This is a genomic window from Ensifer sp. ENS09 (genome assembly GCF_014852425.1).
Lineage (GTDB): Bacteria > Pseudomonadota > Alphaproteobacteria > Rhizobiales > Rhizobiaceae > Ensifer.
The window spans coordinates 275,550-302,108 of record NZ_JACVBP010000006.1 but is presented as its reverse complement, the minus strand read 5'-3'; the positions used below and the strand labels follow the sequence as shown (position 1 = coordinate 302,108).

General features: G+C 63.6%; 25 protein-coding genes and 1 tRNA gene. 11 read left to right on the top strand and 15 right to left on the bottom strand.

Annotation, left to right across the window (positions count from 1 at the left end):
- Positions 1–54: 54 nt before the first annotated feature.
- From IB267_RS28175 to IB267_RS28160, 4 genes are all read right to left on the bottom strand, one after another.
- Positions 55–933: a transglutaminase family protein gene (locus tag IB267_RS28175; protein ID WP_192450769.1), complete on the bottom strand. Its 879-nt coding sequence runs from the start codon at positions 931–933 to the stop codon at positions 55–57.
- Positions 934–935: 2 nt separating this feature from the next.
- A complete protein-coding gene (locus IB267_RS28170) occupies positions 936–3,344 on the bottom strand; it encodes a circularly permuted type 2 ATP-grasp protein (protein WP_192450768.1) in 2,409 nt (802 codons plus the stop codon).
- The gene (locus tag IB267_RS28165; RefSeq protein ID WP_192450767.1) at positions 3,345–6,671 is read right to left on the bottom strand and encodes a DUF2126 domain-containing protein; all 3,327 of its coding nucleotides are present in this window, start codon (positions 6,669–6,671) and stop codon (positions 3,345–3,347) included.
- Positions 6,672–6,932: 261 nt separating this feature from the next.
- The gene (locus IB267_RS28160; protein ID WP_192450766.1) at positions 6,933–7,967 is read right to left on the bottom strand and encodes an aldo/keto reductase; all 1,035 of its coding nucleotides are present in this window, start codon (positions 7,965–7,967) and stop codon (positions 6,933–6,935) included.
- A gap of 128 nt (positions 7,968–8,095) precedes the next feature.
- Between IB267_RS28160 and IB267_RS28155 the strand changes: the two genes are divergently transcribed.
- A complete protein-coding gene (locus IB267_RS28155; protein ID WP_192450765.1) occupies positions 8,096–9,007 on the top strand; it encodes a LysR family transcriptional regulator in 912 nt (303 codons plus the stop codon).
- Here the strand turns inward: IB267_RS28155 and IB267_RS28150 are convergent.
- The 4 genes from IB267_RS28150 to IB267_RS28135 all read right to left on the bottom strand — a co-directional run bounded on the left by IB267_RS28150 (position 8,979) and on the right by IB267_RS28135 (position 13,464).
- Positions 8,979–10,796 (bottom strand): GGDEF domain-containing protein, encoded by a 1,818-nt coding sequence (locus tag IB267_RS28150; RefSeq protein WP_192450764.1) that lies wholly within the window; start codon positions 10,794–10,796, stop codon positions 8,979–8,981. The genes IB267_RS28155 and IB267_RS28150 overlap by 29 nt on opposite strands.
- A gap of 451 nt (positions 10,797–11,247) precedes the next feature.
- Positions 11,248–12,015, bottom strand: coding sequence for a VOC family protein (locus tag IB267_RS28145; RefSeq protein ID WP_192450763.1), 768 nt, complete (start codon positions 12,013–12,015; stop codon positions 11,248–11,250).
- Between the two features lie 129 nt (positions 12,016–12,144).
- Entirely contained in the window at positions 12,145–12,621 is a 477-nt protein-coding gene (locus tag IB267_RS28140) for a DUF1579 domain-containing protein (protein ID WP_043610693.1), read from the bottom strand.
- Positions 12,622–12,735: 114 nt separating this feature from the next.
- On the bottom strand, positions 12,736–13,464 hold the full coding sequence (locus IB267_RS28135) for a thioredoxin family protein (RefSeq protein ID WP_192450762.1): 729 nt from the start codon (positions 13,462–13,464) through the stop codon (positions 12,736–12,738).
- Between the two features lie 61 nt (positions 13,465–13,525).
- Between IB267_RS28135 and IB267_RS28130 the strand changes: the two genes are divergently transcribed.
- Complete coding sequence (locus IB267_RS28130) at positions 13,526–13,972, top strand: MarR family winged helix-turn-helix transcriptional regulator (RefSeq protein WP_192450761.1); 447 nt, start codon at positions 13,526–13,528, stop codon at positions 13,970–13,972.
- An 11-nt stretch (positions 13,973–13,983) separates the two neighbouring features.
- Here the strand turns inward: IB267_RS28130 and IB267_RS28125 are convergent, their stop codons facing one another.
- Complete coding sequence (locus IB267_RS28125) at positions 13,984–14,457, bottom strand: MarR family winged helix-turn-helix transcriptional regulator (RefSeq protein WP_192450760.1); 474 nt, start codon at positions 14,455–14,457, stop codon at positions 13,984–13,986.
- 95 nt (positions 14,458–14,552) lie between these two features.
- Between IB267_RS28125 and IB267_RS28120 the strand changes: the two genes are divergently transcribed.
- Positions 14,553–14,960 carry a GFA family protein gene (locus IB267_RS28120; protein ID WP_192450759.1) on the top strand — a complete coding sequence of 136 codons (408 nt, stop codon included), beginning with the start codon at positions 14,553–14,555 and terminating at the stop codon, positions 14,958–14,960.
- Between the two features lie 141 nt (positions 14,961–15,101).
- A complete protein-coding gene (locus IB267_RS28115; protein WP_043610686.1) occupies positions 15,102–15,506 on the top strand; it encodes a GFA family protein in 405 nt (134 codons plus the stop codon).
- A gap of 18 nt (positions 15,507–15,524) precedes the next feature.
- Here IB267_RS28115 and IB267_RS28110 read toward each other — a convergent pair whose 3' ends face one another.
- Both IB267_RS28110 and ilvD read right to left on the bottom strand, forming a co-directional pair.
- On the bottom strand, positions 15,525–15,953 hold the full coding sequence (locus tag IB267_RS28110) for a lipocalin-like domain-containing protein (RefSeq protein ID WP_192450758.1): 429 nt from the start codon (positions 15,951–15,953) through the stop codon (positions 15,525–15,527).
- A gap of 160 nt (positions 15,954–16,113) precedes the next feature.
- Positions 16,114–17,952, bottom strand: a complete 1,839-nt coding sequence (ilvD, locus tag IB267_RS28105) for a dihydroxy-acid dehydratase (RefSeq protein ID WP_192450757.1) — start codon at positions 17,950–17,952, stop codon at positions 16,114–16,116.
- 301 nt (positions 17,953–18,253) lie between these two features.
- Between ilvD and IB267_RS28100 the strand changes: the two genes are divergently transcribed.
- The 4 genes from IB267_RS28100 (at position 18,254) to IB267_RS28085 (ending at position 20,280) form a co-directional block, all read left to right on the top strand.
- Positions 18,254–18,745, top strand: a complete 492-nt coding sequence (locus IB267_RS28100; protein ID WP_192450756.1) for a hypothetical protein — start codon at positions 18,254–18,256, stop codon at positions 18,743–18,745.
- Between the two features lie 11 nt (positions 18,746–18,756).
- Complete coding sequence (dapA, locus tag IB267_RS28095; RefSeq protein WP_192450755.1) at positions 18,757–19,695, top strand: 4-hydroxy-tetrahydrodipicolinate synthase; 939 nt, start codon at positions 18,757–18,759, stop codon at positions 19,693–19,695.
- A gap of 85 nt (positions 19,696–19,780) precedes the next feature.
- Positions 19,781–19,972, top strand: coding sequence for a hypothetical protein (locus tag IB267_RS28090; RefSeq protein WP_192450754.1), 192 nt, complete (start codon positions 19,781–19,783; stop codon positions 19,970–19,972).
- Positions 19,973–20,004: 32 nt separating this feature from the next.
- Positions 20,005–20,280 (top strand): hypothetical protein, encoded by a 276-nt coding sequence (locus tag IB267_RS28085; protein ID WP_192450753.1) that lies wholly within the window; start codon positions 20,005–20,007, stop codon positions 20,278–20,280.
- 79 nt (positions 20,281–20,359) lie between these two features.
- Here the strand turns inward: IB267_RS28085 and IB267_RS28080 are convergent, their stop codons facing one another.
- The 3 genes from IB267_RS28080 to cpdR1 form a co-directional block, all read right to left on the bottom strand.
- A complete protein-coding gene (locus IB267_RS28080; RefSeq protein WP_192450752.1) occupies positions 20,360–21,052 on the bottom strand; it encodes an alpha/beta fold hydrolase in 693 nt (230 codons plus the stop codon).
- A 560-nt stretch (positions 21,053–21,612) separates the two neighbouring features.
- Positions 21,613–21,687, bottom strand: a tRNA-Val gene (locus IB267_RS28075).
- 260 nt (positions 21,688–21,947) lie between these two features.
- Positions 21,948–22,313: a response regulator CpdR1 gene (cpdR1, locus tag IB267_RS28070; protein ID WP_034786813.1), complete on the bottom strand. Its 366-nt coding sequence runs from the start codon at positions 22,311–22,313 to the stop codon at positions 21,948–21,950.
- 200 nt (positions 22,314–22,513) lie between these two features.
- On the opposite strand from cpdR1, the gene IB267_RS28065 reads away from it, so the two are divergent.
- Together IB267_RS28065 and hisN are read left to right on the top strand one after the other, a co-directional pair.
- Entirely contained in the window at positions 22,514–23,395 is an 882-nt protein-coding gene (locus IB267_RS28065) for an N-formylglutamate amidohydrolase (RefSeq protein WP_192450751.1), read from the top strand.
- Between the two features lie 433 nt (positions 23,396–23,828).
- On the top strand, positions 23,829–24,602 hold the full coding sequence (gene hisN / locus IB267_RS28060; RefSeq protein WP_192450887.1) for a histidinol-phosphatase: 774 nt from the start codon (positions 23,829–23,831) through the stop codon (positions 24,600–24,602).
- A 110-nt stretch (positions 24,603–24,712) separates the two neighbouring features.
- Here the strand turns inward: hisN and IB267_RS28055 are convergent, their stop codons facing one another.
- On the bottom strand, positions 24,713–25,678 hold the full coding sequence (locus IB267_RS28055) for an alpha/beta fold hydrolase (RefSeq protein ID WP_192450750.1): 966 nt from the start codon (positions 25,676–25,678) through the stop codon (positions 24,713–24,715).
- Positions 25,679–26,080: 402 nt separating this feature from the next.
- Here IB267_RS28055 and IB267_RS28050 point away from each other — a divergent pair, with 402 nt between their 5' ends.
- Positions 26,081–26,542: an Hsp20 family protein gene (locus tag IB267_RS28050; protein ID WP_034786801.1), complete on the top strand. Its 462-nt coding sequence runs from the start codon at positions 26,081–26,083 to the stop codon at positions 26,540–26,542.
- The last annotated feature ends 17 nt before the right edge of the window (positions 26,543–26,559 follow it).

The window sequence follows — 26,559 nt, the reverse complement described above, 5'->3', positions numbered from 1 at the left end:
GTTTTGCGGCATCCGATCTGTCCTGAAGCGGGAACTGGCCTGTGCCAAATCGGGTCACGGTACCGGAATGACGTCGACCGCCTGTTTCGTCGTCTGGCTGCCGTAGCTTTTCAGGACCCCGATGACGGGCGCGACATCGCCATAGTCGCGGCCATGGCCGACGACGATATGGTCGGTTCCAGCCGGAATATTGTTGGTCGGATCGAGTTCGAGCCACCCACCGGTTGTGCCGCACCAGACGCGCACCCAGGCATGCATGGCATCGGCCCCCTCCAGGCGCTCCTTGCCGGGCGGAGGGATCGTCCTTAGGAAACCGCTAACATAGCCGGCAGGGATGCCGAGGCTTCTGAGTGCCACGATCATGACATGGGCGAAGTCCTGGCAGACGCCGCGCTTGAGCTTGAACGCTTCTGCCGGCGTCGTGTTCACGGTCGTCGCCTCACCATCATAAGTGAAGTCGCGATGGATGCGGTCGCACAGTGCGACGGCGATCTGGCGCACGGTCATTCCGTCGGTGACCGTGTCGCGAGCATAGGCGGCGATTTCGGTGGCCTCGGGCAAGAGCGGGCTCGGGCCGGCGAAGTGGTGCGGAGCGTCGGCATCGACGGACCAGCAGGCGGCAAGCTCTGCCGGCAGGCCGGTAAGGTCGGGGGAAAAGTCCGCGGTCAAGGCCTGGGCCTCCACCTGCACGCGCGCCTGCATGCGGATCGTCAGGTCGGCATGCGAATTGCGAAAGAGGATCGACGTGAACGGGTTGGCGAAGAAGTCGATGCTCTCGGTGCGCTCGGCCGGCATGGGATGGCAGCTGAGCGAGCCGACGACGAGACGCTGGCGGCCCGGCAGCGTTGCCGGCAGCACACGCACGAGGTGGCGGCCGCCGGACACCGGCACTTCGTAGTCATAGGTGATCTTCAGGCTGATGTCGTAGAGCATGGCTAGCCGAGATAGGTGCGTGCGAGCAGATCGGACAGGCTTTCGAGATCCCGCTCCAACCGATTGTAGACGCCGAGGTTCATGGCTTCCGGCGTCATCACCGCCAGGCCCGAATGCAGCCGCATCGCCTCGCGGTAGAAGGGGGACATCTGTCCGTTGACGAAGGCGTTCGGCAAGAGCTCGACCTCGGTCTTGATCTCATTCAACTGGTAAAGCACCGAGCGCGGATTGAGCGGGTCGAGCGCCAGGAGGTCGGTGACGGTCAACGCGGCGGTGCTGACATTGTAGCGCCGGCGGTGGGTCATGACGCTGTCGCCGATTTCGAGCAGCATGTCATAGGCGCCGTCGGGTGCGTCCGGCCCCGACATGTGGCCGAGCAGCCGCGTCATGTGCAGGCCGCGCTCGATGTAGCGGCCGATCGAAAGAAAGCGCCAGCCGGTGAACCGGTACATGTTTTCATGCACGAGACCGGCAAAGCCGGCGAGCTTGCGCAGGAGCACGGTGATCGCCCGCGTCGCGTCGTCGCCGGCCTGCACCGTCGCGTGGAACTTGCGCGCCGTCTGCGACAGGTCGTTCAGCGCCAGCCAGCCGTCCGGCGAGAACCTGTCGCGGATGTTTCCGGCGCTGAAAAGCGCGCTGGAGATATTGGCAAGCAGGCTGTCGGGCACCGGCTGGCGCGCATCGATGTCGAGAGCGGCGAGATAGTCGCCGACATCCTTCAGGAGCGGCAGGTCCGGATCGGCGGTTTCGGCAAAGCGGCCGTGCCAGGCGCGCAGGATACGAAGCGCCCCTTCCGCGCGCTCGATGTAGCGGCCGAGCCAGAAGAGATTGTCGGCCGCCCGGCTCGGCAGGCTGCCCGGCATGTTGCGGGTGAAGCTTTCCTCGGCCGGAAGCAGCGTCGTGCGCTCGACCGGCCGGTCGCTGACGATCCAGACGTCGGCAGCGGTGCCGCCCGCCTGCATCGCGATCGCAGCGACATCGTCACCGGAGCCGATGCGGGCAAAGCCGCCCGGCATGATCTGCCAGCCGTCGCGGGTGCGTGCCGCAAACACGCGCAGGCTCATCGGCCGTGGCGTCAGCCGCCCGCGCACCCAGGCGGGGGTGGTCGAGAGCGTGACCACTTCCTGGCCCACGAGCTTGCCGCCCTCGGCGCAAAGCCAGTCTGCGATCGAGGCCCGGGCCTTCTCATCGAGCGTGCGGCCGAGCACCGACTGTCCATTGTCGTCGAAGAAGGGGCGTGTCTGGTAGGCGGGGCCGATGACCATGCGGTCGAGGTTGGCGGCGACCTGTTCGCGTTCCGCGCTTTGGCCGCACCACCAGGTGGCGATCGAGGGCAGCTTCTGTTCCTCGCCCAGCAGATGGCGGCAGATCGCAGGCGTGAAGGCGAGGAAAGCGCGGGTTTCGACGATGCCGGTGCCGAGCGCGTTGACGATCGAGACCGATCCGGCGCGAAGCGCCTCGACGATGCCGGGCGTGCCGATATGGGAGGACTGATTGAGTTCGAGCGGATCGGCAAAGGCGGCGTCGAGACGACGCCAGAGCACGCCGATGGGCTTGAGACCGGCGACGGTGCGCACCATCACCCGGCCGCCGACGACGGTCAGATCCTCGCCTTCAAGCAGCATGAAGCCGAGATAGCGGGCGATATAGGCATGTTCGAAATAGGTCTCGTTGGCTATCCCCGGCGAAAGAACGGCGATGCGGTCGTCCGGATGCAGCCGGCGGCTCTGAAGCGTGTCGCGGAACTCGCCGAAGAAACCGGCCAGCCGGTGGACGTGGCTTTCCGCATAGAGATTGGAGAAGGCGCGCGTGGTCGCGACCCGGTTCTCCAGGGCGAAGCCGGCGCCCGAGGGCGCCTCGGTGCGATCGGACAAGACCCACCAGTTTCCGTCGGGGCCGCGGCCGATCTCGAAGGAGACGAAATGCAGGAAGTGGCCGTCGGCCGGCTTTACGCCGACAAGCGGGCGCAGAAACTCCGGATTGGAGGCAACGAGCGCCGGCGGCAGCAGCCCTTCGCGCACCAGCCGGTTCTCGCCATAGATGTCGGCGACCACCTTTTCCAGCAGCTCGGCGCGCTGCACCAGGCCTTGCGAGACGTGCGCCCATTCCTTTTCGTCGATCAGAACCGGAATGTGCGACAGCGGCCAGCTGCGCTCGGAACTCTCCTTGGCGCCATAGACGCGATAGAACACCCCGGCATCGCGCAGATAGCGGTCGGCGCGGGCGAAGCGATTGGCAAGCTCGGTCTCGTCGAGCCGTCCAAGCGTCGCGAGCAGCCGCTGCCAGACCGGGCGGACATTGCCTTCCTGGTCGAGCATTTCGTCGGCAATACCGGGAAGGGCCCGATAGCCGAAGACCGGATCGTCGTCGGTGCCCGGATGGCTTGCGGCGGCTGTCTGCTTCTTCGGCATTTACGCTCCTGGTGGACGCCTGAGATCAAGCGTCATCGGGAATTCCGTCGACGGGCTTTCGGGGCGCAGCGGGTAGCCTCCCGGCGTATGGCCCCAAGGCTCGAACCGCGACAGGCGCCGCGCCTCCGCCTCGTTGCCGTTGACCGGAAACGTGTCGTAGTTGCGCCCACCCGGGTGGGCGACATGGTAGATGCAGCCGCCGGTCGCCCGATTCGACCATGTATCATAGATATCGAATGTAAGGGGAGTGTTGACCGGCAGCACCGGGTGCAGCCCGGACGCCGGCTGCCACGCCTTGTAACGCACGCCGGCCACCGCCGCGCCGTTCGAGCCGGTGCGTGTGAGCGGCACGGGCCGACCGTTGCAGGCGACAGTGTAACGTTCGGGGTTGGCGGTATCGAGCTTGACCTGAAGGCGCTCGATCGAGCTGTCGACATAGCGCACGGTGCCGCCGATCGCGCCCTGTTCGCCCATCACGTGCCAGGGTTCGAGCGCCTGGCGGAGCTCGAGTTTAGCCCCCTCGTATTCGACCTCGCCGCAGAAGGGGAAGCGGAACTCGAGCTGGGCCTCGAACCATTCCGGCTTCAGATCGAAGCCATGCGCCCGCAGATCGGCGAGCACGTCGAGAAAGTCCTGCCAGACATGATGCGGCAGCATGAACCGATCGTGCAGCGCCGTGCCCCAGCGCACGAAGCGTCCGTCGACCGGGTGCTTCCAGAAGCGGGCGATCAGCGCGCGCACCAGCAATTGCTGAGCAAGCGACATGCGGGCGTTCGGCGGCATCTCGAAGCCGCGGAACTCGACGAGGCCGAGACGGCCGGTCGGGCCATCGGGCGAGAACAGCTTGTCGATGCAGATTTCCGCCCGGTGGGTGTTGCCGGTTACGTCGACGAGCAGGTTGCGGAACAGCCGGTCGACGAGCCAGGGCAGGGGCGGCGGCGTTGCAGAGCCGGGCATCGGCACCTGCGCCAGCGCGATTTCGAGTTCATAGAGCTGGTCGTGGCGGGCCTCGTCGATGCGCGGCGCCTGCGACGTCGGGCCGATGAAGAGGCCGGAAAACAGGTAGGAAAGCGAGGGATGCCGCTGCCAGTGAAGCACCATGCTCTTCAGGAGATCCGGGCGGCGCAGGAACGGGCTGTCATTGGGATTGGCGCCGCCGACGACCACGTGGTTACCGCCGCCGGTGCCGGTGTGGCGGCCGTCGATCATGAACTTGTCGGCACCGAGCCGGCTCTGGCGCGCCTCCTCGTAGATCGCGGTCGTGATATCGACGCAGTCGCGCCAATGGGCGGCCGGGTGGATGTTGACCTCGATCACGCCGGGATCGGGCGCGACGCGGATGACGTTGATGCGCTCGTCCTGCGGCGGGGCATAGCCCTCGATATGCACCGGCAGGCCAATGGCGGCAGCGGCGCGTTCCGCAGACGCGATCAGGTCGAGATACTCCTCGATGCTTGCCGTCGGCGGCATGAAGACGCAGAGCCTGCCGTCGCGCGGTTCGACGCTGATGGCGGTGCGCACCAGGCCGGCGATTTCGTCCCGCGCGACCGGCAGCGGTGTCTCCGGCGCTTCCAAGGGTTGGAAGCGTGCCTGTTGCGGCCGGCTGATCTCCTCGGAGAAATCCGGCAGATCGTCGCGCGGCAAGGTCGGGTCGAGCGGGTGGATATAGGGAAAATGCGAGGGCGCGATATAGGGCAGAGTGCCGAGCGGCAGGCGGTAGCCGACGGGGCTATCGCCTGGCACGAGGAAGAGCCGACCGCGGCGGGTGCTCCACTTCTCGCTCATCCATTGTCGTCCGGAGGCCTGCGCGTTCCAGGCCTGGACCGGCAGAACGTAGCCGGTCGGCGTCGTCAGCCCGCGCTCGAAGACACGCGCCATGCGGCTGCGTTCCTCCGGGTCCTTGAGCTTCGAATTGGCGGGATCGACATTGTCCGGGAGGTTCGCCTCCTTCAAGAGCCATTCGGCCGGATCCTCGAAGGCGGGCACCACCATGTCGGCCGCGACATCGAGCTCGCCGGCGATCGCGTGCAGCAGGCGTTCGGCATCCTTTTCGGTCACGTCGTGGCGGCCGGCTTCCTCGGCGATGAGATCGGGCCGGCTCCAGATCGGCACGCCGTCCTTTCGCCAGTAGAGCGAGAAGGTCCAGCGCGGCAGGCTTTCGCCGGGATACCACTTGCCCTGGCCGTAATGCAGGAACCCGCCGGGGGCGAAACGCTCGCGCAGCCGGCGGATGAGATCGTCCGCCTTCTCGCGCTTGGTCGGGCCGACGGCGGCGGTGTTCCATTCTTCCGCCTCGAAATCGTCGATCGAGACGAAGGTCGGCTCGCCGCCCATCGTCAGCCTGACGTCGTTTTCCTCGAGCACCCGGTCAACCCTTTCACCGAGCGCATTCAGCGCCTCCCAACTCTCGTCGGAGAACGGCTTGGTGATGCGCGGGTGCTCGGCGACACGTTTTACCTTCATGTCGAAGGCGAAGTCGGTTCGGGTCTCGGGATCGCCGAAGAAGCCGCCGGAGATCGGCGCGGCGTTGCGATAGTGCGGCGTTGCGGCAAGCGGAATATGGCTTTCGCCGGTCAGGAGGCCCGAGGTCGGGTCGAGCCCGACCCAGCCGGCGCCGGGCAGATAGACTTCCGCCCAGGCATGCAGGTCGGTGAAGTCGTGGTCGGTGCCGGAGGGGCCGTCGAGGGCTTTCAGATCGGGTGTCAGCTGAATGAGATAGCCGGAGACGAAGCGGGCAGCGAAGCCGAGATTGCGCAGGATTTGTACGAGCAACCAGCTGGAATCGCGGCAAGATCCTCTCGCCGATGTCAGCGTCTGCTCCGGATCCTGCACGCCTGGCTCCATGCGGATGACATAGCCGATTTCCTGCTGCAGGCGCGCGTTGAGCCCGACGACCAAGTCGATGGTACGCTGGCGGGAACGATCGACCGTTGCCATGAAGGCGGAGAGCGCCGGGCCGAGCGGCTCCGGCGTCATGTAGATCCTCAGATCGTCGCTGAGATCTTCGGGGTAGGGGAAGGGCCAATGCTCCGCCTCTTCCTCGACGAAGAAGTCGAAGGGGTTGTAGACCGTCATGTCGGCAACGAGATCGACTTCGATCTTCAGCTCACTCACCGGATCGGGAAAGACGAAGCGGGCGAGGTAGTTGCCGTAGGGGTCCTGCTGCAGGTTGACGAAATGGTTGCCCGGCGAGACCTTCAGCGAGTGGCTGATGACCTTTGTCTTAGAGTGAGCGGCGGGCTTCAGCCGGATGATCTGCGGCGACAGCCTGACGGGACGGTCATAGGTGTAGTGGGTCAGGTGATAGATACTGGCCTTGATCGACATGCCGGATTTGATCCCCCTGCAGCATGTTTCCTTAAATCACCTTCGATTTAAGGACCAAAACATGCTGCCGTTCTAAGTGCGACAGCGGCCTTAGCGCGCCTTCGGCGCGCGGCGCTGTTGTGGGGGGTCTGGTGCCCCCATCGCCACGAAGTTTGTGCAATGCAAATCGAGAATGCAAGCGCGAAAGCGTGCCTGGAAAATCGAGGCAGCGCAGTGCTTTCGCACGCCAGTGCGGGGCGTGCGAATGCGGTTGCCTGACGATCAGACGATCGGCGGATTGATCCGCGCGAAACCCTCCTGGCGGTAGTAGGGGAAGTAGGGGTAGGCCGGAGTCGTCTTGCTCGCCGCGTCGAGCCGGGCGATCTGTTCCCGCGACAACGACCAGCCGACGGCGCCGAGGTTCTGGCGAAGCTGCTCCTCGTTGCGGGCGCCGATGATGACGCTCGAGACCGTCGGGCGCTGCAGCAGCCAGTTGATGGCGATCTGTGGGATCGTCCTGCCGGTTTCCTCCGCAAGCTGGTCGAGCACGTCGACGACATCGTAGAGCTTTTCGTCATCGACCGGCGGGCCGAAGGCGGCTGTGTCATGCAGGCGGCTTCCTTCCGGCCACGGCTTGCCGCGGCGGATCTTGCCGGTCAGGCGCCCCCAGCCGAGCGGGCTCCAGACCAGCGCGCCGACGCCCTGGTCGGCACCAAGCGGCATCAGTTCCCACTCGTAGTCGCGTCCGACAAGCGAATAGTAGACCTGGTGGGCCACATGACGCACGAGGCCGTGCTTCTCCGACGCCGCCAGCGATTTCATCAGCTGCCAGCCGGCGAAGTTTGAGGCGCCGACGTAGCGCAGCTTGCCGGCAGTGACGAGACCGTCGAGTGTCGAAAGCACCTCTTCGACCGGCGTTCCCGCGTCGAAGGCGTGCAGTTGCAACAGGTCGATATAGTCGGTGCCGAGCCGCTTCAAGGCATCGTCGACGCCCTTGACGAGACGCGTGCGCGACGTGCCGGCGTCATTCGGGCCGTCGCCCATCGGCAATGCCATCTTGGTGGAGAGCAGCACGGCATCGCGCCGGCCCTTGACGGCCGCACCAAGCACGCTCTCGGATGCGCCGTCGGAATAGACGTCGGCGGTGTCGAAGAGGCTGACTCCGGCCTCGAGCGAGATGTCGATCAGCCGCCTGGCTTCCGCGGCGTCGCTGTTGCCCCAGGCGCTGAAGAGCGGCCCCTTGCCGCCGAACGTGCCGGCGCCAAAGCTCAAGGCAGGCACTTTCAGTCCCGATGATCCAAGCCGTCTGTATTCCATGTCGTCAAACTCCTCGATGGTTGGCCTTTGCGAGACCGGATGTCCGCTCGCCCACGAGGAGAAGGTGGTGTCGTTGCTATTTGCGATGTAGACATAATGAAAGAACATCATTTGTGAGCTGAAGTCACATGTCGCGCTTGTCGATCAATCGTTCGGGGGAGATGGCGGTTTTCGCCAAGGCGGTGGAACTAGGCGGTTTTTCGGCCGCCGCAAAGGTCTGCTGTATGACCCCCTCGGCCGTCAGCAAGCTCGTGCAGCGGCTTGAAGAAAGGCTCGGCGTCCGGCTCGTCAACCGCTCTACGCGGCGGTTGCAACTGACGGCGGAGGGCTGCGCCTTCTACGAGCGGGCGGTGCGCATCCTTGCCGATATCGACGAGGCGGAGCGCGAGGCGGGTTCAGGCGAGACGCCGGAGGGTCGCGTGCGTCTGAACGTCAGCGCTTCCTATGCGGTGCATGTGCTGATGCCGGTGCTGTCGGATTTTCTTTCGGCCTTCCCGTCTGTCTCGCTCGACATTTTGCAGACCGATGCCGTGGTCGACCTGATGGCGGAGCGGGCCGACATCGCCGTGCGTGCTGGTCCGCTGAAGTCTTCAAGCCTGATCGCCCGCAAGCTCGGCAGCACGTCGATGACGATCGTCGGCGCGCCGTCCTATCTTCAACGGTTCGGCACGCCCGAGAGTGTTGAGGATCTCGAAGCGATGAACAGGCTGAGCCATAGCTACGCCCGTTCGATCGATGGCTGGCCACTCCTGTCGAACGGGGAGCCGATCACGCTGGCACCGACGGAGCAGGTCCGCGTGAGTGACGGCGAGGGCTTGCGCCAGCTTGCGCTCGCCGGCGTCGGCCTGGCGCGACTGCCGACGTTTACGGTCAAGGAGGATATCCGTTGCGGCCGGCTGACGGCGGTTGCCGAGCATTTGAACCCGGGCGACATCGAGGCCTTCCATGCGGTGTTCCACGGGCAGGGTGGAGCCCTGCCGGCGCGTGTGCGGGTGGTGCTCGATTTCCTGGCTAAGCGCGCGCGGATTTCACCGCCTTGAACGGCGAGTTCGCGGCTTCGTCCGGCTGGCCGCAGACGCGATTGCGGCCTTCGGACTTGGCGCGATAGAGCTCCGTATCGGCAAGTTCGATCAGGTGCTTCCAGCCACCGTCCGCGCTTCGGCCTTCGGCCACGCCGAAGCTGGCGGTAACATTCAGCTTCTGCCCGTCTGCAAGGACGATCGGTTCGCGTGCGAGGTTGACCCTGATCCTTTCGGCAAGGGCAAGAGCGGATTCGATGCTGTCGCCGGGCGTGATCACGGCGAACTCCTCGCCGCCGAAACGGGCGACGAGATCGGAATTGCGCACGGAATTGCGGATTATGCGTGCGGTTTCCTGAAGCACGATGTCGCCGATCAGGTGGCCGTGGGTATCGTTGATCTGCTTGAAATGGTCGATATCCATCAGGATCAGACAGGCGTCCTGATCCTTGCCGTTCGTGTCCTCCGCGCCGCCGATCAGCTCCAATGCGCGGCGATTGAGCAGGCCGGTCAATTCGTCCGTTTCCGCCTGGCGCTCGAGATGCTGCATCAGCAGCGTGCGCTCGTCGAGGCGCTGGCGCAGGATGTCTATCGCATCGAACAGGCGCCCCATTTCGCCTTCTCCGCCCTTGCCCTGGAGGCGCGGGATCGGGCGGTCGTTGGCGAGCTCGATGATGCTGTGGCGCGCGAGGAGCAGCGGTTCGAAGACCAGCGAGCGGGCGCGGCGCATCAACACCAGGAGCACCAGGAAAAGCGAGAAGGTCGCAAGGCTCGCGACGGCGAGCTTGATCGACGCGCGCGTCTTGTTGGTCGACAGGCGCTCGACGGTCGAATCCATGAAGGCGCGACGCAGATCTTCAAGCGGCTTCATCTTCGGGACGAAAATGTCGGTGAGCTGTTCGGCGGTCAGCGGGTAGTTGCCCGAGCGTTTGCCGACCGCGACGATGTTGTCGATGATCGCAAAACCTTCGCCGAAGAATTCGTGGTCGATCTTGGCGAGATCGCCGATCTTCGCCGGATCGAGGCCGGGAAGCGCGCCCGGCTTGCCGACGATCGCCCAGACCTCCTGTAGCCTGCCGCGTGTGCGCTCGCTGTCGGCCAGGTTCTTGATCGCGAGCGGCTTGCCGACGGCAACGGGCGCCATGACCTGCGAGCCGAGGCGGCCACCGTCTTCACGCAGATTGGCGAGCATCTGGGCCGCAAGAGCAATGCCCGCAAGGTTCGGGTCCGTATTGGTCAGGCGCTGAATGTTCCAGTCGATCGCGGGGCGGAGCGCATCGATCACGCCGAACATGGCCTCGATCGACCCTTCGATTTCGGCAAGATTCCGCTCTTCCGGCGGAAGGGCTGCAATGCGATCGACTTCCGCACGCGCAAGCATCAAGCGACGGTGCACCTCGACCAGGATGGGCGAGAGTGCGCCGGCCGGTTCGGAACGGCTGGCATTGTCGATGTCGGCGGTGATCTCGGCGAGTGCCGCGTCGCTGCGGTTACGAAACTCCGCCAGCCGCGCCTGAACGGTGGACCCGGGCGCCACGCCGAGGCCGAGCATGCCGTTCGACGGACCACGTTCGGCCGAGAGATAGTTCGCGGCGTCGAGGACGCGGCAAAAGGCCATGACTTCCGCCAGATTGCGGCGCGCGATGACGAAATCGCTGTAGGACGCGGCGATGATTTCGGTCGCAAGAATGCCCGTGCAGGCAACGACAATGGCCACCAGCCATTGGAGCTTGCGTCGCAGGGCCTTGGCCGTGCGTGCTTCCCCGACGCCCATCTGAGGGGACGCATAGCTGCTGCCCTTACTGCTCATCTGCGCGAAGTTGCTCCACTCATGTCGCCGCTCGTCGTCTCGACAGTCACGACAAATTCTTGTCACCCGACAAGAAACCCATCCGAAATCAGTGTGCTTGTCGCCCCTGTTATCGTATAAGGTGTTAAATAAGCTTGAAATACCCTGAAATACTAGGGGCTAATCCGCAACCGAGGGATGCGTCCGGCGCAGGGCAGGCTACGGTTTTGGCGGTCTCGGTGTTCGCTTTCCGATCCATGATCGCAATAAATCAGGCCCGTTTTCTTGCTGAAAGCGGGCCTGGACTTGGTCTGCCGTGATTTACTTCTGTAACTCTTCGCGGCAACGTGATCTGTGCTGCGCCTGGAGTGCCTCGCGTCCCATCAAACCCTCAAATGTCGCCGTGGCACTTTGATCTGCTGCGTGTCTTTTGCCTTAAATCGAGGAAGATTTAAGGAGACATGCAACAGTCTCAGCGCCTCGGCCCGACCAGTGCGAAGAGGGCGCCTTGCGGGTCGAGCGCCTGAACAATCCAGGCACCTCCCGGGACTTCCATCGGCTCCAGCACGATCTTGCCGCCGCCAGCCTTGATGCGTTCGATGGCGGCATCGATGGCCGGCACGTTGATATAGTAGAGCCAATAGGGCGCGGGCACTTCCTTCGGCTTGGTCATCATCCCGCCGATCGGGGCGCCGCCATGGGCGAAGATCTGGTAGATGCCCATCTCGCCCATGTCCATGCCCTGGTCCTTGGTCCAACCGAAGAGTTCGGAATAGAAGGGAAAGGCAGTGTCGAGGTCGCCGGAGGCAAGCTCGTGCCAGCCGATCAATCCGGGAGCCATCGGGTCGGTGACCGGCGGTGGATCGCCCGTCCCCTTGAAGACCGAGAACACCGCGCCGTGCGGGTCGGTGACGACGGCGAAACGCCCGATGCCGGGGATATCGTCCGGCGCCCGGTGCACCTTGCCGCCCTTGGCGGCGATGCTGGCGGCGGTCGCATCGACATCGTCGACGCCGATATAACCTAGCCAGGCGGGCGGCACGTTCATTTCAAGCGCGCCTTCCGGCATGGTCATCAAGCCGGCCACCGGAATCTCGCCGACGTTGAACAGGGTGTAGCTGATGCCGGCCATGCCGGAATCGGCGGCATTCCACCCGACGACGTCCTTGTAGAACGTTTCGGCGGCCGCCATGTCGGTTGTCATCAGCTCGTACCAAACGAATTTGCCGTGATCTGCCATTGCCTTCCTCCGATTGCCTTGGCGCGGCGTATTTCGCGCCGCTTGGTTGCCTGTTCGAATGAACTGTCGCAGGGGCAGCCTGACGGGATGTGTGACCGCAAAGCCGAAGGGCGGCCGCCAGCATCGCTTTCAATCCCGGCGCAGGTACTCCGCGGTCATCAAATCTTTCCAGCGTCCGTCCGCTGTCTGCATTTGCGCCGTCAGTAGCCGCCGGGATGGACCGTCAAGCGTGATGACGTCACGGTAGCGCGCGGTCCGGTCGGGGGTCTCGAAATCCGGCCCTTCGCAGGAGAGGGAGAGGGACGTGCCGGCCGCGTCCAGTTCGCCGTCATAGATCCACATGTGCTTCATCATCGATCCGATCCAGGTGCCGACGTAACGCCCGGTCTGCGGATTGAAGCCGAGCGTCATCAGCGTCTGGCCGAAACTGCCACCCGGCATCGTTCCCTGACCTTCGCAGACGATCCAAAGGCCTTCGAGGGACCGGACATGTTCGGTCCAGGGGCCGCTGCCGTCGGGCTCGCCATCGGATCCGGCCGTGCGAACGTGCCAGTCGCCCAGCAATTGCTCAAGCCAGCGGTGCGGTTCTTCCGGTTCTGCTCTCACGGGATTTCCTTGTTGGGCACAGGATTCGTGCGGGCACAGGCAATCGGCCCGGCACGCGAGCGTTCTCACAACGATTTCGCGGGCGAAAAGTTCCGCCCGCGGCGGATGCGAAGGTCAGCCCGCCTTGCGGCCCGGCTCCTTGTCGTATTCGTCGTGGCGCCGGACGAAGTCCATCGTACCGTCTTCGTTGCGGCCCTTCGGCGCGCGGTCGAGCAGCATCAGTGTGCCCACCAGTTCCTCGAGCCCTCGGGCATAGGACGAATAGGTGTGGTAGACCGTGCCGTCCTCGCTCTTCTGAAAGGCGCTGAGACCGGGCAGTTCCTCATGCGCATTGGCGCTTTCGATGTCGGTGAAATTGTAACCGACCTTACCACTGGCGAGTTCGTCTGCCGAAAAGGCCACGTGGAAGTCATGGTTGAAGCCGTTGCCTTGCGCCGAGACCCAGGGGAAATGCCAGTCCATGCGTTTCTTGTAGGCTTCGATTTTGACCAGCGGCGCGTTCGATGTGGCGATCAGCGTGACGTCGTGATGGTTGAGGTGCGGCAGCATGCCGGCGAAGTGATCGACCAGGAAGGAGCAGCCGGGGCAGCCGGCCTCCCAGGTGGGGCCGAACATGAAATGATAGACCATGAGCTGGCTGCGGCCGTCGAAAAGCTCGGAGAGTGATCTGCGGCCCGCCGGCGTATCGAAGACGTAGGTCTTTTCCATCTTCACCCAGGGCAAGGCCAGCCGGGCGGCATTGACCTTGTCGCGTGCGTGGGTGTGTTCCTTTTCCAGCGCAAGCAGGTCTCTGCGCGCCTTCAGCCACTCTCCAGGCGATACCACTGCGTGGTCCTGTCTCATCCCCGTTCCTCCTTCCAACGTTGCACTTGACTATTTACGTTGATATCAACATTAATCGGTCATGTCAAAGATGCCGCTCGTTTCGTTCGATACCACCCTGCATGTGAAGGACACCTGCCTCTGCCTGCATGTGCAGCGTGCCGCGCGCGCCCTTGCCCGCCGGTTCGACGAGGGGCTGCGCCCGCTCGATATCACCAACGGACAGTTCTCTCTGCTGATGTCGCTCAACCGCCCGGTAGCGCCCAATATGGGCTCGGTGGCATCGCTTCTCGCCATGGACCGGACGACCTTGACGGCGGCGCTGAAGCCACTGGAACGACGCGGCCTGGTCGAAAGCTTCCCGGATGCCGACGACCGGCGGTCGCGCCGATTGCGGCTGACGCTGGAGGGGCAGGGGCTGCTGGCGCGCGCAGTGCCGATCTGGCGGGACCTCCATGAGGCGCTCGATCCGGTGTTCGGGGACGGTGGTCCGGACCGCCTGCGTGCGGATCTCCTAAGGCTGGCCTGACCGGCAGCCGGTCAGGCCTCGGACCGCTCTGGCGTGGGGCGTTCCCTGAGTACCTCGATCACCTCGGCGATCAAGGCGGAAGCCTGGCGTAGCCGCCTTTCGCCGAGCGCGCCGCCCAGGCCATCCGCCCAGGCCGCCTGCCGCTCCTTGATATCGTGCAGCGCCGTATCTCCCGCCGCGGTCAGGACCATGAGCTTCGCCCTCTGGTGGGTCGGGTTGTCCCTGTAGGCGATTAGCCCTTCGGCCTCCAGGAGATCGGCGATGCGCTGCACGCCCTGGCGCGCAAGGCCGAGCGCGCGTGCCGCATCGGCCACCGACATCGGCGCATGGTTTGCCGCGGCCAGCACCTGCCAGCGGGCGCTCGTTTGTCCGGAAGGTTTGGCGAGCGCATCGCCGGCCTGCGTCAGGGGCCCCGCCAGCCGTAATACCGATATGGCGAACTCCGCAAAGGCGTCTCCGGCGGGTGTCCGATCAGGATCTTTCATGTTGACAGCACCAGCGTCGTGTGAATGTTTATATGACATCATGTTGTCATGATGCAGTTGTTTCAGCAAGTCATTTTAGCAAGGGAGATGAGAGCATGGCGAGAAGGACTTACAGCGGCGGTTGCCATTGCGGCAAGCTCAGATACGAGGCGACTTTCGATCTCGATGCCGGGACGACGCGATGCAATTGCTCGTTCTGCGGCAAAGCCCGCTACTGGGGTGCGCAGGTCCAGCCGGAAGATTTTCGCCTCCTGTCGCCGGAAGATCAGGTTGGCCGGTATCAGTTCGGCGCCAAGGTTGGCAATCACCGTTTCTGCCCAGCCTGCGGCATCGCCTCCTATAGCCACGGTTATGTCGAGGAACTCGGTGGTGCCTATTACAGCGTCAATGTTGCCACGCTGGATGATATCGATCCATCGGTACTTGCCGAGGTGTCGGTGCAATATCTGGATGGTCGGAACGACCGATGGGATCAAACACCCGCCGAAGTCCGTCATCTCTGACACGTGCTTGGATTCGGTTCTAATTGACAATATGTTGTCAATATGGCATTTGCGTTGCATGAGCTTCACCCGGCAGGCATATCGCCTGCCGGGTGGGCGGCAATATGGGGGCTGACGGGCCCACCAGCGGGAGCGACAGCTATGAAACTGACTTACAAAGGAAGCTGCCATTGCGGAAACATCCGCTATGAGGCCGATATCGACCTCGATGCCGGCACCGGCAAATGCAACTGCTCGATTTGCTGGAAGCGGCGCTACTGGGGGGTGGTCGTGAAGCCCGACGCCTTCCGGCTGCAGTGCGACGAAGCCAACATCGCCGACTACCAGTTCGGCAGCAACAGCGTGCATCACCGCTTCTGCAGGACCTGCGGCGTTGCCGCCTTCGGTCACGGCTACATCGAGGAGATCGGCGGCGCCTACTATTCCGTCAACGTCGCCTGCCTCGACGATCTCGACCCGGCGGTGCTGGCCGAAGCACCGGTGCAATACATGGACGGGCGCAACAACAACTGGTTCCACGCGCCGGCCGAGACGCGTCATCTCTGACGCCCGTGGCCAAGCTGGTCACATCTTGCGAAATTCGAGGTGGTAGATGACCTCCTCGCCGGTTGCCGGGTCCACGCCCGGCGCGCCGTAGATCACCAGCTTGTCGCCTTGCAGGACAAAGGGGCGGATCAGGTCGGAGACGCCCCAGGCCGGGTTCCAGCTTGCCTCGACATGATGGATGATCCGGCCGTCCTTGAGCGAATAGGAGCCGGAATAGGCGAGCATGGAATCAAACAGTGCCGCTTTTTCGTTGTGAGAGGGCACGAGCCCTTTGAGCTGTGGCCGATCGCGCTTCACCACGACGGCAGTCATCCGGCCATCCGGAAAATACGAGAGATAACCGATGGGGTCAGGACCCATGGCATCGCTGACCTCGCCAGTGGCGACGACCTCGCGCGTCCAGGAAAGCATCTTCCAGGTGCCGAGCAATCCAGACTCGTCCGCCATGATCCACCTGTGTGATTTTAGGGTAAACTAAAATAACAGATGGTTCCTGTCCGGCAAAGCCGGGCCTATCCCTAGGACGAGATCAAAGAAAAGGGCCCCCGCCGCGCGGGAGCCCTTCGTTGTTTCTTGCGCCTCTCGAGCGCTGCCAGAACGTGGCTGGTCAGTGCTCGCCGAGGTCGCGCACGGCGCCACGGTCGGCGGAGGTGGCGAAAGCCGCATAGGCCTTCAGCGCCGTCGTCACCTTGCGCTTGCGCTGTTCGGTCGGCTTCCAGCCCTGGGCGTCCTGCTCGGTACGGCGCTTGGCAAGTTCCGCCTCGTCGACGCGCAGGCTGATCGTGCGGTTCGGGATGTCGATATCGATCATGTCGCCCTCGCGCACCAGGCCGATCGTGCCGCCATTGGCCGCTTCCGGCGAAACGTGGCCGATCGACAGGCCCGAAGTGCCGCCGGAGAAGCGGCCGTCGGTGATCAGCGCGCAGGCTTTGCCGAGGCCCTTCGATTTCAGGTAGCTCGTCGGATAGAGCATTTCCTGCATGCCCGGGCCGCCCTTCGGGCCTTCATAGCGGATGACGACGACGTCGCCGGCCTTGATCTCGTTGGCAAGGATCGCCTTGACCGACGCGTCCTGGCTTTCGAATACCCGGGCAGGGCCCGAGAATTTCAGGATGCTCTCGTCGACGCCCGCGGTCTTCACGATGCAGCCGTCGATGGCGATGTTGCCCTTGAGGACGGCGAGGCCGCCATCCTTGGAGAAGGGATGTTCGACCGAGCGGATGACGCCCTTTTCGCGGTCGGTGTCGAGCTCGTCCCAGCGGGCTTCCTGGCTGAAGGCGACCTGGGTCGGGATGCCGCCCGGTGCTGCACGGAAGAAATTGCGGACCGTTTCGCTCGACGTGCGGGTGATGTCCCAGCGGTCGATGGCGTCGCCGAGCGTGGCGCTGTGCACCGTCGGGCAATCGCGGTTGATGAGGCCGCCCTTTTCCAGTTCGCCGAGGATCGACATGATACCGCCGGCGCGGTGCACGTCTTCCATGTGCACGTCGCTTTTCGCCGGAGCGACCTTCGACAGGCACGGAACCTTGCGCGACAGGCGGTCGATGTCCGCCATGGTGAAATCGACCTCGCCCTCATGGGCGGCGGCGAGAATGTGCAGCACGGTGTTGGTCGAGCCTCCCATGGCGATATCGAGCGCCATGGCGTTTTCAAACGCCTTCTTCGAGGCGACATTGCGCGGCAGGACGCTGTTGTCGTCCTGCTCGTAGTGGCGTCGGGTGATGTCGACGATCAGGTGGCCGGCTTCGACGAACAGGCGCTTGCGGTCGGCGTGGGTGGCGAGCGTCGAGCCGTTGCCGGGCAGCGACAGGCCGAGGGCTTCGGTCAGACAGTTCATCGAGTTGGCCGTGAACATGCCGGAGCAGGAGCCGCAGGTCGGGCAGGCCGAGCGCTCGATAACCTTGACCTCTTCATCGGAAACATTGTCGTCGGCTGCGGCGACCATGGCATCGACCAGGTCGAGCGCGTGCGTCTTGCCGTGGAGCACGACCTTGCCGGCTTCCATCGGGCCGCCGGAAACGAAGACGGCGGGGATGTTGAGGCGAAGTGCGGCCATCAGCATGCCGGGGGTGATCTTGTCGCAGTTGGAGATGCAGACCATGGCGTCGGCGCAGTGCGCGTTGACCATGTACTCGACGCTATCGGCGATGATCTCGCGCGAGGGCAGCGAATAGAGCATGCCGTCGTGGCCCATGGCGATGCCGTCGTCGACGGCGATGGTGTTGAATTCCTTGGCGACGCCGCCGGCAGCCTCGATCTCGCGGGCAACGAGCTGGCCAAGATCCTTGAGGTGCACGTGGCCCGGCACGAACTGGGTGAACGAGTTCACCACCGCAATAATCGGCTTGCCAAAATCGCTGTCCTTCATGCCCGTCGCGCGCCAGAGGCCGCGGGCGCCGGCCATGTTACGGCCGTGGGTGGTGGTACGTGAGCGATAGGCAGGCATGGCATGTTCCTTCACGGACAAGGGGTATTGCTCGGGAATGGCGATCCCTGATCGCCACCGAATGGGCTACCTAGCGCAAAATTGCGTGCGCGTCATCTTTTGCGTCAGATTATTTCGACGCCGCGCGCGCTGTCGCGCCGGGCCTTCGCCTGTTCGGAAACCAAATCTAGACCGCGGCCGGCGTCTTCCACAACACCCACTTGAGCGCTTTACGGAAATCTTATGCCGGGCGCCGGAAGTCGCAATCGAAACCGGACGCCTGCCGGGTCTAGCCTTGCCGCATCGAATAGGGATGCGTGCCATGTCTCTTCAGGATTTAAACATCCGTCGTCATATTCTTCCGGCCCTGCGTAAGGTCGATGTGGACCAGGAGCTGACCGGTGGCGAAACGGTTGCGCAAGCGCTCGATGCGCTGATGCTTCGACTGACCGCCGTTCGCCGCCTGCGCGAGCACCATGTCTGGGAAGCCGTGCGGGTGATCGCGGACATGCCGGATCTGGCGGCTGGAGAATGGCCGTCGCGCCGGTTCCGTGAACTGATGGCTGCCGATGCACTGGTCGATGCCGTCATTCACCTGACGTCGGCGACCGAGCCGAAACTGTGCCTTCGAACGCTCAGTCACGAGTTCGGGCTGTGGACCTGCGCGCTGCGCTATCAGCCACCCGGAGCCGGCCGCATCACCTTCAAGGCACGGCATGCCGACCTTGCCGCGGCGATCCTTGGCGCCTTCCTGCGCTCCTGCCGCGGCCATCAGCTTGCGGCTGCTGCCGGCCGTGGCCAACTTCCCACCTGAAGGATATTTCCATGAACATGCATTCGCTGCGCCTCGAAGGCGCGATCACGGCGCTCGTCACGCCGTTCCGGGACGGCAAGGTTGATGTCGTCGGCCTGATGTCGCTCGTGGAATGGCAGATCCGACACGGCATTTCCGGCATTGTCGCCTGCGGCACCACCGGTGAGGCGCCGACGCTGTCGCGGGCGGAACGGGCCATGGTGATCGAACGTTGCGTCGAGGTGGCGGAACGCAAGATCCCGGTTATCGCCGGAACCGGCACCAACAGTACTGCGACGACGATTGAACTGACGGCGGAAGCCAAGGCCCTCGGTGCGGATGCGGCGCTCGTCGTTGCGCCCTACTACAGCAAGCCGTCGCAGGAGGGGCTCTATCGCCACTTCGAGGCGGTCGCCCGAGCGGTAGATCTTCCCGTCATCATCTACAACGTGCCCTCGCGCACCGGGGTCGATCTCGCCCCACGGACGATCGAGCGGCTGGCGGAGCTTCAAAATGTCGTCGGCATCAAGGACGCCACCGGCGACATCGGCCGCTTCCTGTCGTCGTCGCCGGCCCTGAAGGCCAGGCTCAAGCAGCTCTCGGGTCACGACCAGACGGCGCTGCCGTTCAATCTTAGCGGCGGTCACGGCACCATCTCGGTGGCGTCCAATGTCGTGCCGCGGCTGGTGGTCGCCATGCATCAGGCCGTCGCGACCGGAAATGTCGCAGCGGCGCTCGCCCTTCATGAGCGCCAGCGGCCGCTGCTCACGGCGCTGGAGCGCGAGACCAATCCCGGACCTGTGAAATACGCATTGCACCTGGTGCGGGCGCTCAGCCCGGAGGTGCGTCTGCCGCTGACGCAGGTGGCGCCGGAGACGGCGGCCGAGATCCGCGCGGCGCTCGAACCGCTGACCGAGCTTCCAGCCTCCACCCAGATCGGCCGCGGGGTGCGCATCGCGCTTGCTGGCTGACGGTTCGTCCTCGCACGGATCTGTCGTGCCCGATTGCCGCGGCGGCTCCCGCCGTCCGCATCCATCTCACCCGAAAGGAAAGACCATGTCCCGTTTTCCCCATCTTGCTGCGCGCGCCGCTGGGCGCCGGCGCATCGAAAACAGCGAGCGCGCCGAGCACCTTCCGCCTAAGGACAGCGCCGTTCGCGATGCCTTTCTCGGCATCGGCATCCGGCTCGCCATCGTGCTCGGCCTTGCCTACGGCATTCAGGCCGCACTGCCGTGGATCGCCGGTTAAGCCGTCTTTTCCTCAACAAGGATTGTTCGATCATGGGCAGTATGCAGCAGATCCGCCGTGGTTTCCTGGCGCGGGCGCGTTTCGTCGTCGGCCGCGACCGGCACGGCTGGTGGGTCGTATCCGACCGCAAGGGCCTCGTCGGCGGCCTCTTTACCAATGAGAGCGCCGCGATCCATTTCGCCGTCGAGGCGAGCGACCGGCATCCGGAGGAGGTGTGCCGGGCGCCGGAAGGGGCGGCGATCGATCTCGATACGTTTTCGCGCGGGCCGAGGGCCACGCGACAGCGCCAGCGCGGCGCCTATGCCTGAGGTCCAATGAGACAGAAGGAACACCGTCGGCTCGGAGCCGACGGTGTTTCTCTTGTCGGGACGCTGCGCTTCCGGACATTCAGCCGAGCGAAGCGATCGCCTCGTCGATCAGCGCCACGATTTCCTTGGCGTGCGAGGCAAGGGAGGCGTGGCTGGCATCGAGCGTGATGATCTTCTTCGCCTTGATGCGCTCGGCCATCCATTGTTCAGTTTCCGGCGGAATCATGTGGTCGTGGCGCGAGACCTGGTACCAGCTGGGCTTCGTCTTCCAGGCGGGAGCCCCTGCCTTGTCCTCGAAGCAACGCCCGGCGATCGGTTTCTGCGCGACCGCCATGACCAAAGCTTCGGTCTCGCTCAGATCCTGGCCGAAACTCTCACGGAACGTATCCTGCGCCAGCCAGAGGAAGCCGTCTTTGTCGGGGCGGATGCTGGCGGCGCCGGACGGCGGATCACGCCTTGCGAAGATGCTGCCGAGGCTGTCGCCCTCATCCGGCGCGAAAGCGGCGACATAGACCAGACCGACGACGTTGGACGCGTGGCCGGCGCCGCTGATCACCGCGCCGCCATAGGAATGGCCGACGAGCAGAGTCGGACCGTCCAGCGATTCCGCCAGCTTGCGGGTGCGCTCGACATCGTCGGCAAGCGAGGTCAGCGGGTTTTGCACCGCCGCGATCCTGTAGCCCTTGGCGTGCAGCGGCGGGATCACGTGGCGCCAATGGGAGGCATCGCCCCAGGCGCCGTGTACAAGCACGATATTCTTGACTGCCGGCATGGTCCGTTCCTTTCGCTCGAATGGAGAGGTGCTCGGTTCGGCAGCACACTCGTCCTGGAGAGGTGTGCGAGGGTGCTGCCCGTCGTCTGTTCGGTGGCTTGCTCAGCCTTGCGCTTGGCGCTTGGCAAAGCGTTGAGATTGCAGCCCGAAATTAGGGCGACAAGACGTGCCTTCCATGACGCAAGCCACAAATTTTCGTAACGGACGACCGCCCCTTGGCTCGGGTGGCCGCGACAGCAGGCGGTGTCAGTCATGTTGAGGAAAAACGGGGTCCCAGAGCGGCGTATTGGGGCTACGGGGCATCGCCCTGGGACCGGTTGCGTCCAGGAGGCGGGCTTGCTTCCGGGCGCATCGGCATCAAGTCATCGCGAAGCCGATTCGACAATGCGCCCCGGACCTTTGCCGTCCTCTGTCGGACCAAAGTCTGAGCGCCGGCTGTGGGCAACGTGGTGGGCAGCGCTTTGATCGACGCCTTTGCGAATGCGCAAGCTGAAGGGGGAAGAAATAGGGGAAACGAGAAAAGGCCTTTCGATTTCTCGAAAGGCCTTTTTGAATTCGAATGGTGGGCGTGACAAGGATCGAACTTGTGACCCCTACGATGTCAACGTAGTGCTCTCCCGCTGAGCTACACGCCCATCCGATGTGGCGCATAGACCACAAAAGCCGTTGTCGCGTCAATAGGGTTTTCGAAGGTTTTTTGACAGAAATTTAGAGGCAATGATTTTCCCCACGGGAACGGCGTCGATGCGACACCGGCAAGAGCCCGGATTTGTTGGGTTTCCGCTAAGGTATTGAAACGAAAAGACCGCCGGAGATCCCTGTGGATCGCGGCGGTCGGTCCGAAGTCGCATTCTTTACAGTCGCGGAAAGGCGCGCCTGTGGAAAACTGTCCTGATCAGGCAGCAGCCAGCATCTTGTTGACCTCGTCCACGAGGTCGCGCAGGTGGAAGGGCTTGGAGAGCACCTTGGCATCCTTCGGCGCCTTGGAGTCCGGGTTGAGGGCAACCGCGGCAAAGCCGGTGATGAACATGACCTTGAGGTCCGGGTCGAGTTCGGTGGCGCGCCGCGCCAGTTCGATCCCGTCCATCTCGGGCATGACGATGTCGGTCAAGAGCAGCGAGAAGGGCTCTTCGCGAAGCCGGTCATAGGCGCTGGCGCCATTGTCATAGGACATGACCTTGTAGCCGGCCTTTTCCAGCGCCTTCACCAGGAATCGGCGCATGTCGTTGTCGTCTTCGGCAAGAAGGATTTTCGCAGTCATGAATCGGCCGTGCTTCTCTTTAATTCAGTTCATTGCGCGTAGATTGCGGCGTTTTATCCAAACCGCAGCGCGGTAAATATCTCGTGAACGGGGGACGTCAATTCCCCTTGGTGCTGTGATTGGCCACTATGGACACAGAGCGGGCCAACTGGCAACATGATGACAATTGCAAGTACCGCATATGGTAAAAAAGGGTTCAGATGGGGGAAATTGCGGAGAGGGAACTGTTCGAGGTCCTTGAACCTCCAATCCAGCGCATTCCCTTTGTGTTCAATTCGCCGCATAGCGGCCGGTCCTATCCCAAGAGTTTCCTAGACCAGTCCAGGCTCGATGCGCTTTCGATTCGTCGGTCGGAAGACCACTATGTCGACGAGCTGTTCCAGAACGCGACGTTCCTCGGCGCGCCGATGCTGCTTGCGCATTTCCCGCGCGCCTTCCTCGACGTCAACCGCGAGCCCTATGAGCTCGATCCGCGCATGTTCGAGGGGTCGCTGCCGCCCCATGCCAACATCAGCTCAATGCGCGTTGCAGGCGGGCTCGGAACGATCCCGCGGCTGGTGGCCGAGAACATGGAGATCTATCGCGGGCGGTTCCCGGTCGAGGATGCGCTGATGCGCATCGAGACGATCTACAAGCCCTATCACGCCACCCTGCGCAAGCTGATCGCCCGCACGCATGTGCAGTTCGGCCTGTCGGTGCTGATCGATTGCCATTCGATGCCGGGGAACGTGCATCTGCCGGGCAGCGCCCAGAGACCGGATTTCATCATCGGCGATCGATACGGCACCAGTGCTGCCGGCGAGCTTTCGCGTGCTGCCGTCGATCTGCTGCAGCAGCTCGGCTACAGTGTCGTGCGCAACAAGCCCTATGCCGGCGGCTTCATTACCGAGCATTACGGTCGGCCGACGCGTGGGCTGCACGCGCTGCAGATCGAGATCAACCGGGCACTCTATGTCGACGAGGCGACGCTGGTGCGCAAACCCGGCTTCGGCGCGCTGGTTGCCGACCTCACGACCTTCATCGGCTCGCTTGCCCGCCACGTCGAAGACTACGGCGCTTATCTGCCGCTGGCGGCCGAGTAGCCTTTCCTAGAAACCAGGAAGAACAGACAAGGGTGACGTCCAGCAAGGTGCTGGCGGCGCTTGGTATTTCTGTCGGGGAGGTTCAAAAAAAACCGCGCCAACGGCGCGGTCAAGTCTAGGGAGGAAACACCCAAGGAGGGTATTTACAGTCACAGGTGACTGTAGGAGAACCATATTATTGCACTGCACAAATGTCAAGTTTGCCGGTGAAAACTTTTGCATCGCGTCAAAAGTTTTTCAGCCGGAAATGGCGAATCAACCGATTGAATTTGCCAAAGTCGCGTTTGAAGCGCAAAGCGACCGTGGTGCAGTGCGAAAGGCTCCCGTGCTGGCGCCGTAGACGCCCGCAGATGAGCGTGCTCGGTCGTTTGCCTTTCGACAATTTTCGTCTATTCAGGACGTACCTTACTCCATGTTTTTCAGAGAGATCGCCATGTTGCCTGACCGCGCCTTCTTCGATCGTCTTGCAGATGCCGCCAAGGCGGAAACCCTGCCGCGCTTTCGGATCGGGACCAGCGTCGTCAACAAGCTCGAAAGCGGCTTCGATCCTGTGACGGAAGCGGACCAATCGGCTGAAGCGGCGATCCGTGCGCTGATCGAGGCGCATTTTCCGGAGCATGGCATTCTTGGCGAAGAGCACGGCAATGTCGGTCTCGACCGCGAATATGTCTGGGTCATCGACCCGATCGACGGCACGCGCGCCTTCATTTCCGGCCTGCCGGTCTGGGGCACGCTGGTGGGCCTCTATCGCAATGGCGATGCGGTCATGGGCCTGATGGACCAGCCTTTCACCGGCGAGCGCTACTTCGCCGACGGCACGAAATCGATCTACCGTGGACCGGATGGCGAGCAGGTGCTTTCGACGCGCGCCTGCAAATCTCTCGACGACGCGGTGCTTTTCACCACCTCTCCGCATCTGTATTCCGGCGATCTCAAGACCGGCTATGAGGCGGTACAAAGCAAGGTGCGGCTGTTCCGCTATGGCTGCGATTGCTACGCCTTTGCGCTTCTGGCTGCCGGCCATGTCGATCTGGTGATCGAATGCGGGCTGAAACCCTATGATGTCGGCGGGCTCATTCCGCTGATCGAGCAGGCCGGCGGCATCGTCACCAACTGGCAGGGCGGCCCAGCGGAAATGGGCGGCGAGATCATTGCGGCCGGCAATGCCGAACTGCACGCGCAGGCGCTGGAAATCCTGAAGGGCTGATGCACCCTGCGCCTCGCGCAACGGGTGCAGACATCCGTAAAATCAAAGTGTTACAGAGACCTTCGTACGTCCGATAGGGCGAGCGGCGTTGTCGGGCGCGCGCGCTGGCTTCAGGCGGCGGTGGTTTCGCGCGCGTCGCCTTCTTCGGGGATGACGAAGGCGAGGATCGCCGCCATCGCCTGGGCGCGATAGCGGTCCGCCTCGTGCAGCAGTTCATGGCGGGCGCCATCGATCGGGATCATCTGGGCGGCGCGGAAATTGCGCGCCAGCCATTCGACGGCGACATGGGGCACCAGGCGATCGGCCGTCGGTGCCAGGATGATCGTCGGCAAGGTGATGCGGGTCAGATGTTCGCGGCGGAGGATCCGGCGCATGGCGTGGAAAGCCTCGCTCAGCCAGCGCGCCGTCGGGGGCCCGAGCCTCAGTTCCGGATGCGCGTCGGTCAGCGCGATGTTGCGGGCGTAACGGCGGCGGTCCGCTGTCAGCACGTTGTTTTCGAAGGGACGGTTGCCCTTGTCGGGATGTGCCGGCAGGGCACCGAGGCCGACCAGGCGCATGAAGGTCGCAACCGTCGCTATGCTCTTTTCGCCGAGCGCCTGGCCGCCAAGGCCGACGAAGGGGGCCAGCACCACCAGCCGGTCGATGCGGCTTGCCAGCATCGGTGCGAGCGACAAGGCGACGAGCGCGCCCATGGAATGGGCGACGATCGAGAAGGGCAGGCGGGTATCGGGCAGCACGATCTGTTCGAGGAAGGTGCTGAGATCGCGCTCGTAATCGGAGAAGTGATCGACATAACCGCGTCCGGGGTGCGCCAGCAGCCGCTCGGAGCCTGCCTGGCCACGCCAGTCGAAGGTAGCGACCCAGAGGCCGGCTGCGGTCAGGTCGGAAATGGTCTCGAAATACTTCTCGATCGATTCGTTGCGGCCCTGCAGCAGCACGACCGTGCCACGCGCCACCGGCTGCTTCGTCTTGAAGATCGCATAGCGGATCTTGCGGCCGCCGATGCCATCGAAAAAGCCAGCGACATGATTGTCCGGGATCGGATTGTCCGGTGTCGCGTGGAGGATCGAGGTCATGGGGTCGAGGCCGGAGGTGAAAGCGTGTTGATCGATAGCATCAAGGGATAGGCGGCAGGGTCTTCGCCGTCAAAGAAAAAAGCCGGAAACGGTGGGTGAAATCCGGACGATCACCGTTTCCGGCCGCTGAAGGGGAAGGGACATGTCACTTCAGCCTGGGCGTTGCGGCCCAGGATTTCGTTTTAGTCCCGCCGGGCTGAACGGCAGCCGAAGCCGGCGTTCATGTCGGGTTCACGAAAACGGGTTCGGGGAAAAATCGTCGACGGGGGCGTCTTGAAGTCGTCAAATCGCCTCCCCAAATCAGGGTCACGGGCGCCGAAGACGGGTCCGTTCACCGGTCCTGCCACTGCCAGAATGGGGTGGCCGACCAGACATCGCAAACGTTGCTCCAAGGAGGACACCATGCGTCACTTCGATTTCTCCCCCCTTTACCGTTCCACCGTTGGTTTCGACCGCCTGTTCACCATGCTCGACAGTCTCGGCCAGCCGGGTGAAGCCCAGACCTATCCGCCCTACAACATCGAGCGCACCGGCGAAAATGCCTACCGCATCACCATGGCCGTCGCCGGCTTCGACGAGAGCGAGCTTTCGATCGAGGCGCGTGAACACACGTTGACGGTCAAGGGCGAAAAAGCCGAGGACAAGGGCGAAGAAAGCCAGTTTCTCCATCGCGGTATTGCCAAGCGCGCCTTCGAGCGCCGCTTCCAGCTCGCCGATCACGTGGAGATCAAGTCCGCTTCCCTGAAGAACGGCTTGCTGCATATCGATCTTACCCGCGAGATCCCGGAAGCCGCCAAGCCCCGCCGGATCGAGATCGCGTCGGTCGCGTCGCAGCCGAAGCAGATCGAGGCTCAGACCCTCTAAATATCTTGCCCGACCAG

Coding starts and splice junctions, on each gene's coding strand:
- IB267_RS28175 (WP_192450769.1), bottom strand. CDS start 933: ATGCTCTACGACATCAGCCTGAAGATCACCTATGACTACGAAGTGCCG.
- IB267_RS28170 (WP_192450768.1), bottom strand. CDS start 3,344: ATGCCGAAGAAGCAGACAGCCGCCGCAAGCCATCCGGGCACCGACGAC.
- IB267_RS28165 (WP_192450767.1), bottom strand. CDS start 6,671: ATGTCGATCAAGGCCAGTATCTATCACCTGACCCACTACACCTATGAC.
- IB267_RS28160 (WP_192450766.1), bottom strand. CDS start 7,967: ATGGAATACAGACGGCTTGGATCATCGGGACTGAAAGTGCCTGCCTTG.
- IB267_RS28155 (WP_192450765.1), top strand. CDS start 8,096: ATGTCGCGCTTGTCGATCAATCGTTCGGGGGAGATGGCGGTTTTCGCC.
- IB267_RS28150 (WP_192450764.1), bottom strand. CDS start 10,796: ATGAGCAGTAAGGGCAGCAGCTATGCGTCCCCTCAGATGGGCGTCGGG.
- IB267_RS28145 (WP_192450763.1), bottom strand. CDS start 12,015: ATGGCAGATCACGGCAAATTCGTTTGGTACGAGCTGATGACAACCGAC.
- IB267_RS28135 (WP_192450762.1), bottom strand. CDS start 13,464: ATGAGACAGGACCACGCAGTGGTATCGCCTGGAGAGTGGCTGAAGGCG.
- IB267_RS28130 (WP_192450761.1), top strand. CDS start 13,526: ATGTCAAAGATGCCGCTCGTTTCGTTCGATACCACCCTGCATGTGAAG.
- IB267_RS28125 (WP_192450760.1), bottom strand. CDS start 14,457: ATGAAAGATCCTGATCGGACACCCGCCGGAGACGCCTTTGCGGAGTTC.
- IB267_RS28120 (WP_192450759.1), top strand. CDS start 14,553: ATGGCGAGAAGGACTTACAGCGGCGGTTGCCATTGCGGCAAGCTCAGA.
- IB267_RS28115 (WP_043610686.1), top strand. CDS start 15,102: ATGAAACTGACTTACAAAGGAAGCTGCCATTGCGGAAACATCCGCTAT.
- IB267_RS28110 (WP_192450758.1), bottom strand. CDS start 15,953: ATGGCGGACGAGTCTGGATTGCTCGGCACCTGGAAGATGCTTTCCTGG.
- ilvD (WP_192450757.1), bottom strand. CDS start 17,952: ATGCCTGCCTATCGCTCACGTACCACCACCCACGGCCGTAACATGGCC.
- IB267_RS28100 (WP_192450756.1), top strand. CDS start 18,254: ATGTCTCTTCAGGATTTAAACATCCGTCGTCATATTCTTCCGGCCCTG.
- dapA (WP_192450755.1), top strand. CDS start 18,757: ATGAACATGCATTCGCTGCGCCTCGAAGGCGCGATCACGGCGCTCGTC.
- IB267_RS28090 (WP_192450754.1), top strand. CDS start 19,781: ATGTCCCGTTTTCCCCATCTTGCTGCGCGCGCCGCTGGGCGCCGGCGC.
- IB267_RS28085 (WP_192450753.1), top strand. CDS start 20,005: ATGGGCAGTATGCAGCAGATCCGCCGTGGTTTCCTGGCGCGGGCGCGT.
- IB267_RS28080 (WP_192450752.1), bottom strand. CDS start 21,052: ATGCCGGCAGTCAAGAATATCGTGCTTGTACACGGCGCCTGGGGCGAT.
- cpdR1 (WP_034786813.1), bottom strand. CDS start 22,313: ATGACTGCGAAAATCCTTCTTGCCGAAGACGACAACGACATGCGCCGA.
- IB267_RS28065 (WP_192450751.1), top strand. CDS start 22,514: ATGGGGGAAATTGCGGAGAGGGAACTGTTCGAGGTCCTTGAACCTCCA.
- hisN (WP_192450887.1), top strand. CDS start 23,829: ATGTTGCCTGACCGCGCCTTCTTCGATCGTCTTGCAGATGCCGCCAAG.
- IB267_RS28055 (WP_192450750.1), bottom strand. CDS start 25,678: ATGACCTCGATCCTCCACGCGACACCGGACAATCCGATCCCGGACAAT.
- IB267_RS28050 (WP_034786801.1), top strand. CDS start 26,081: ATGCGTCACTTCGATTTCTCCCCCCTTTACCGTTCCACCGTTGGTTTC.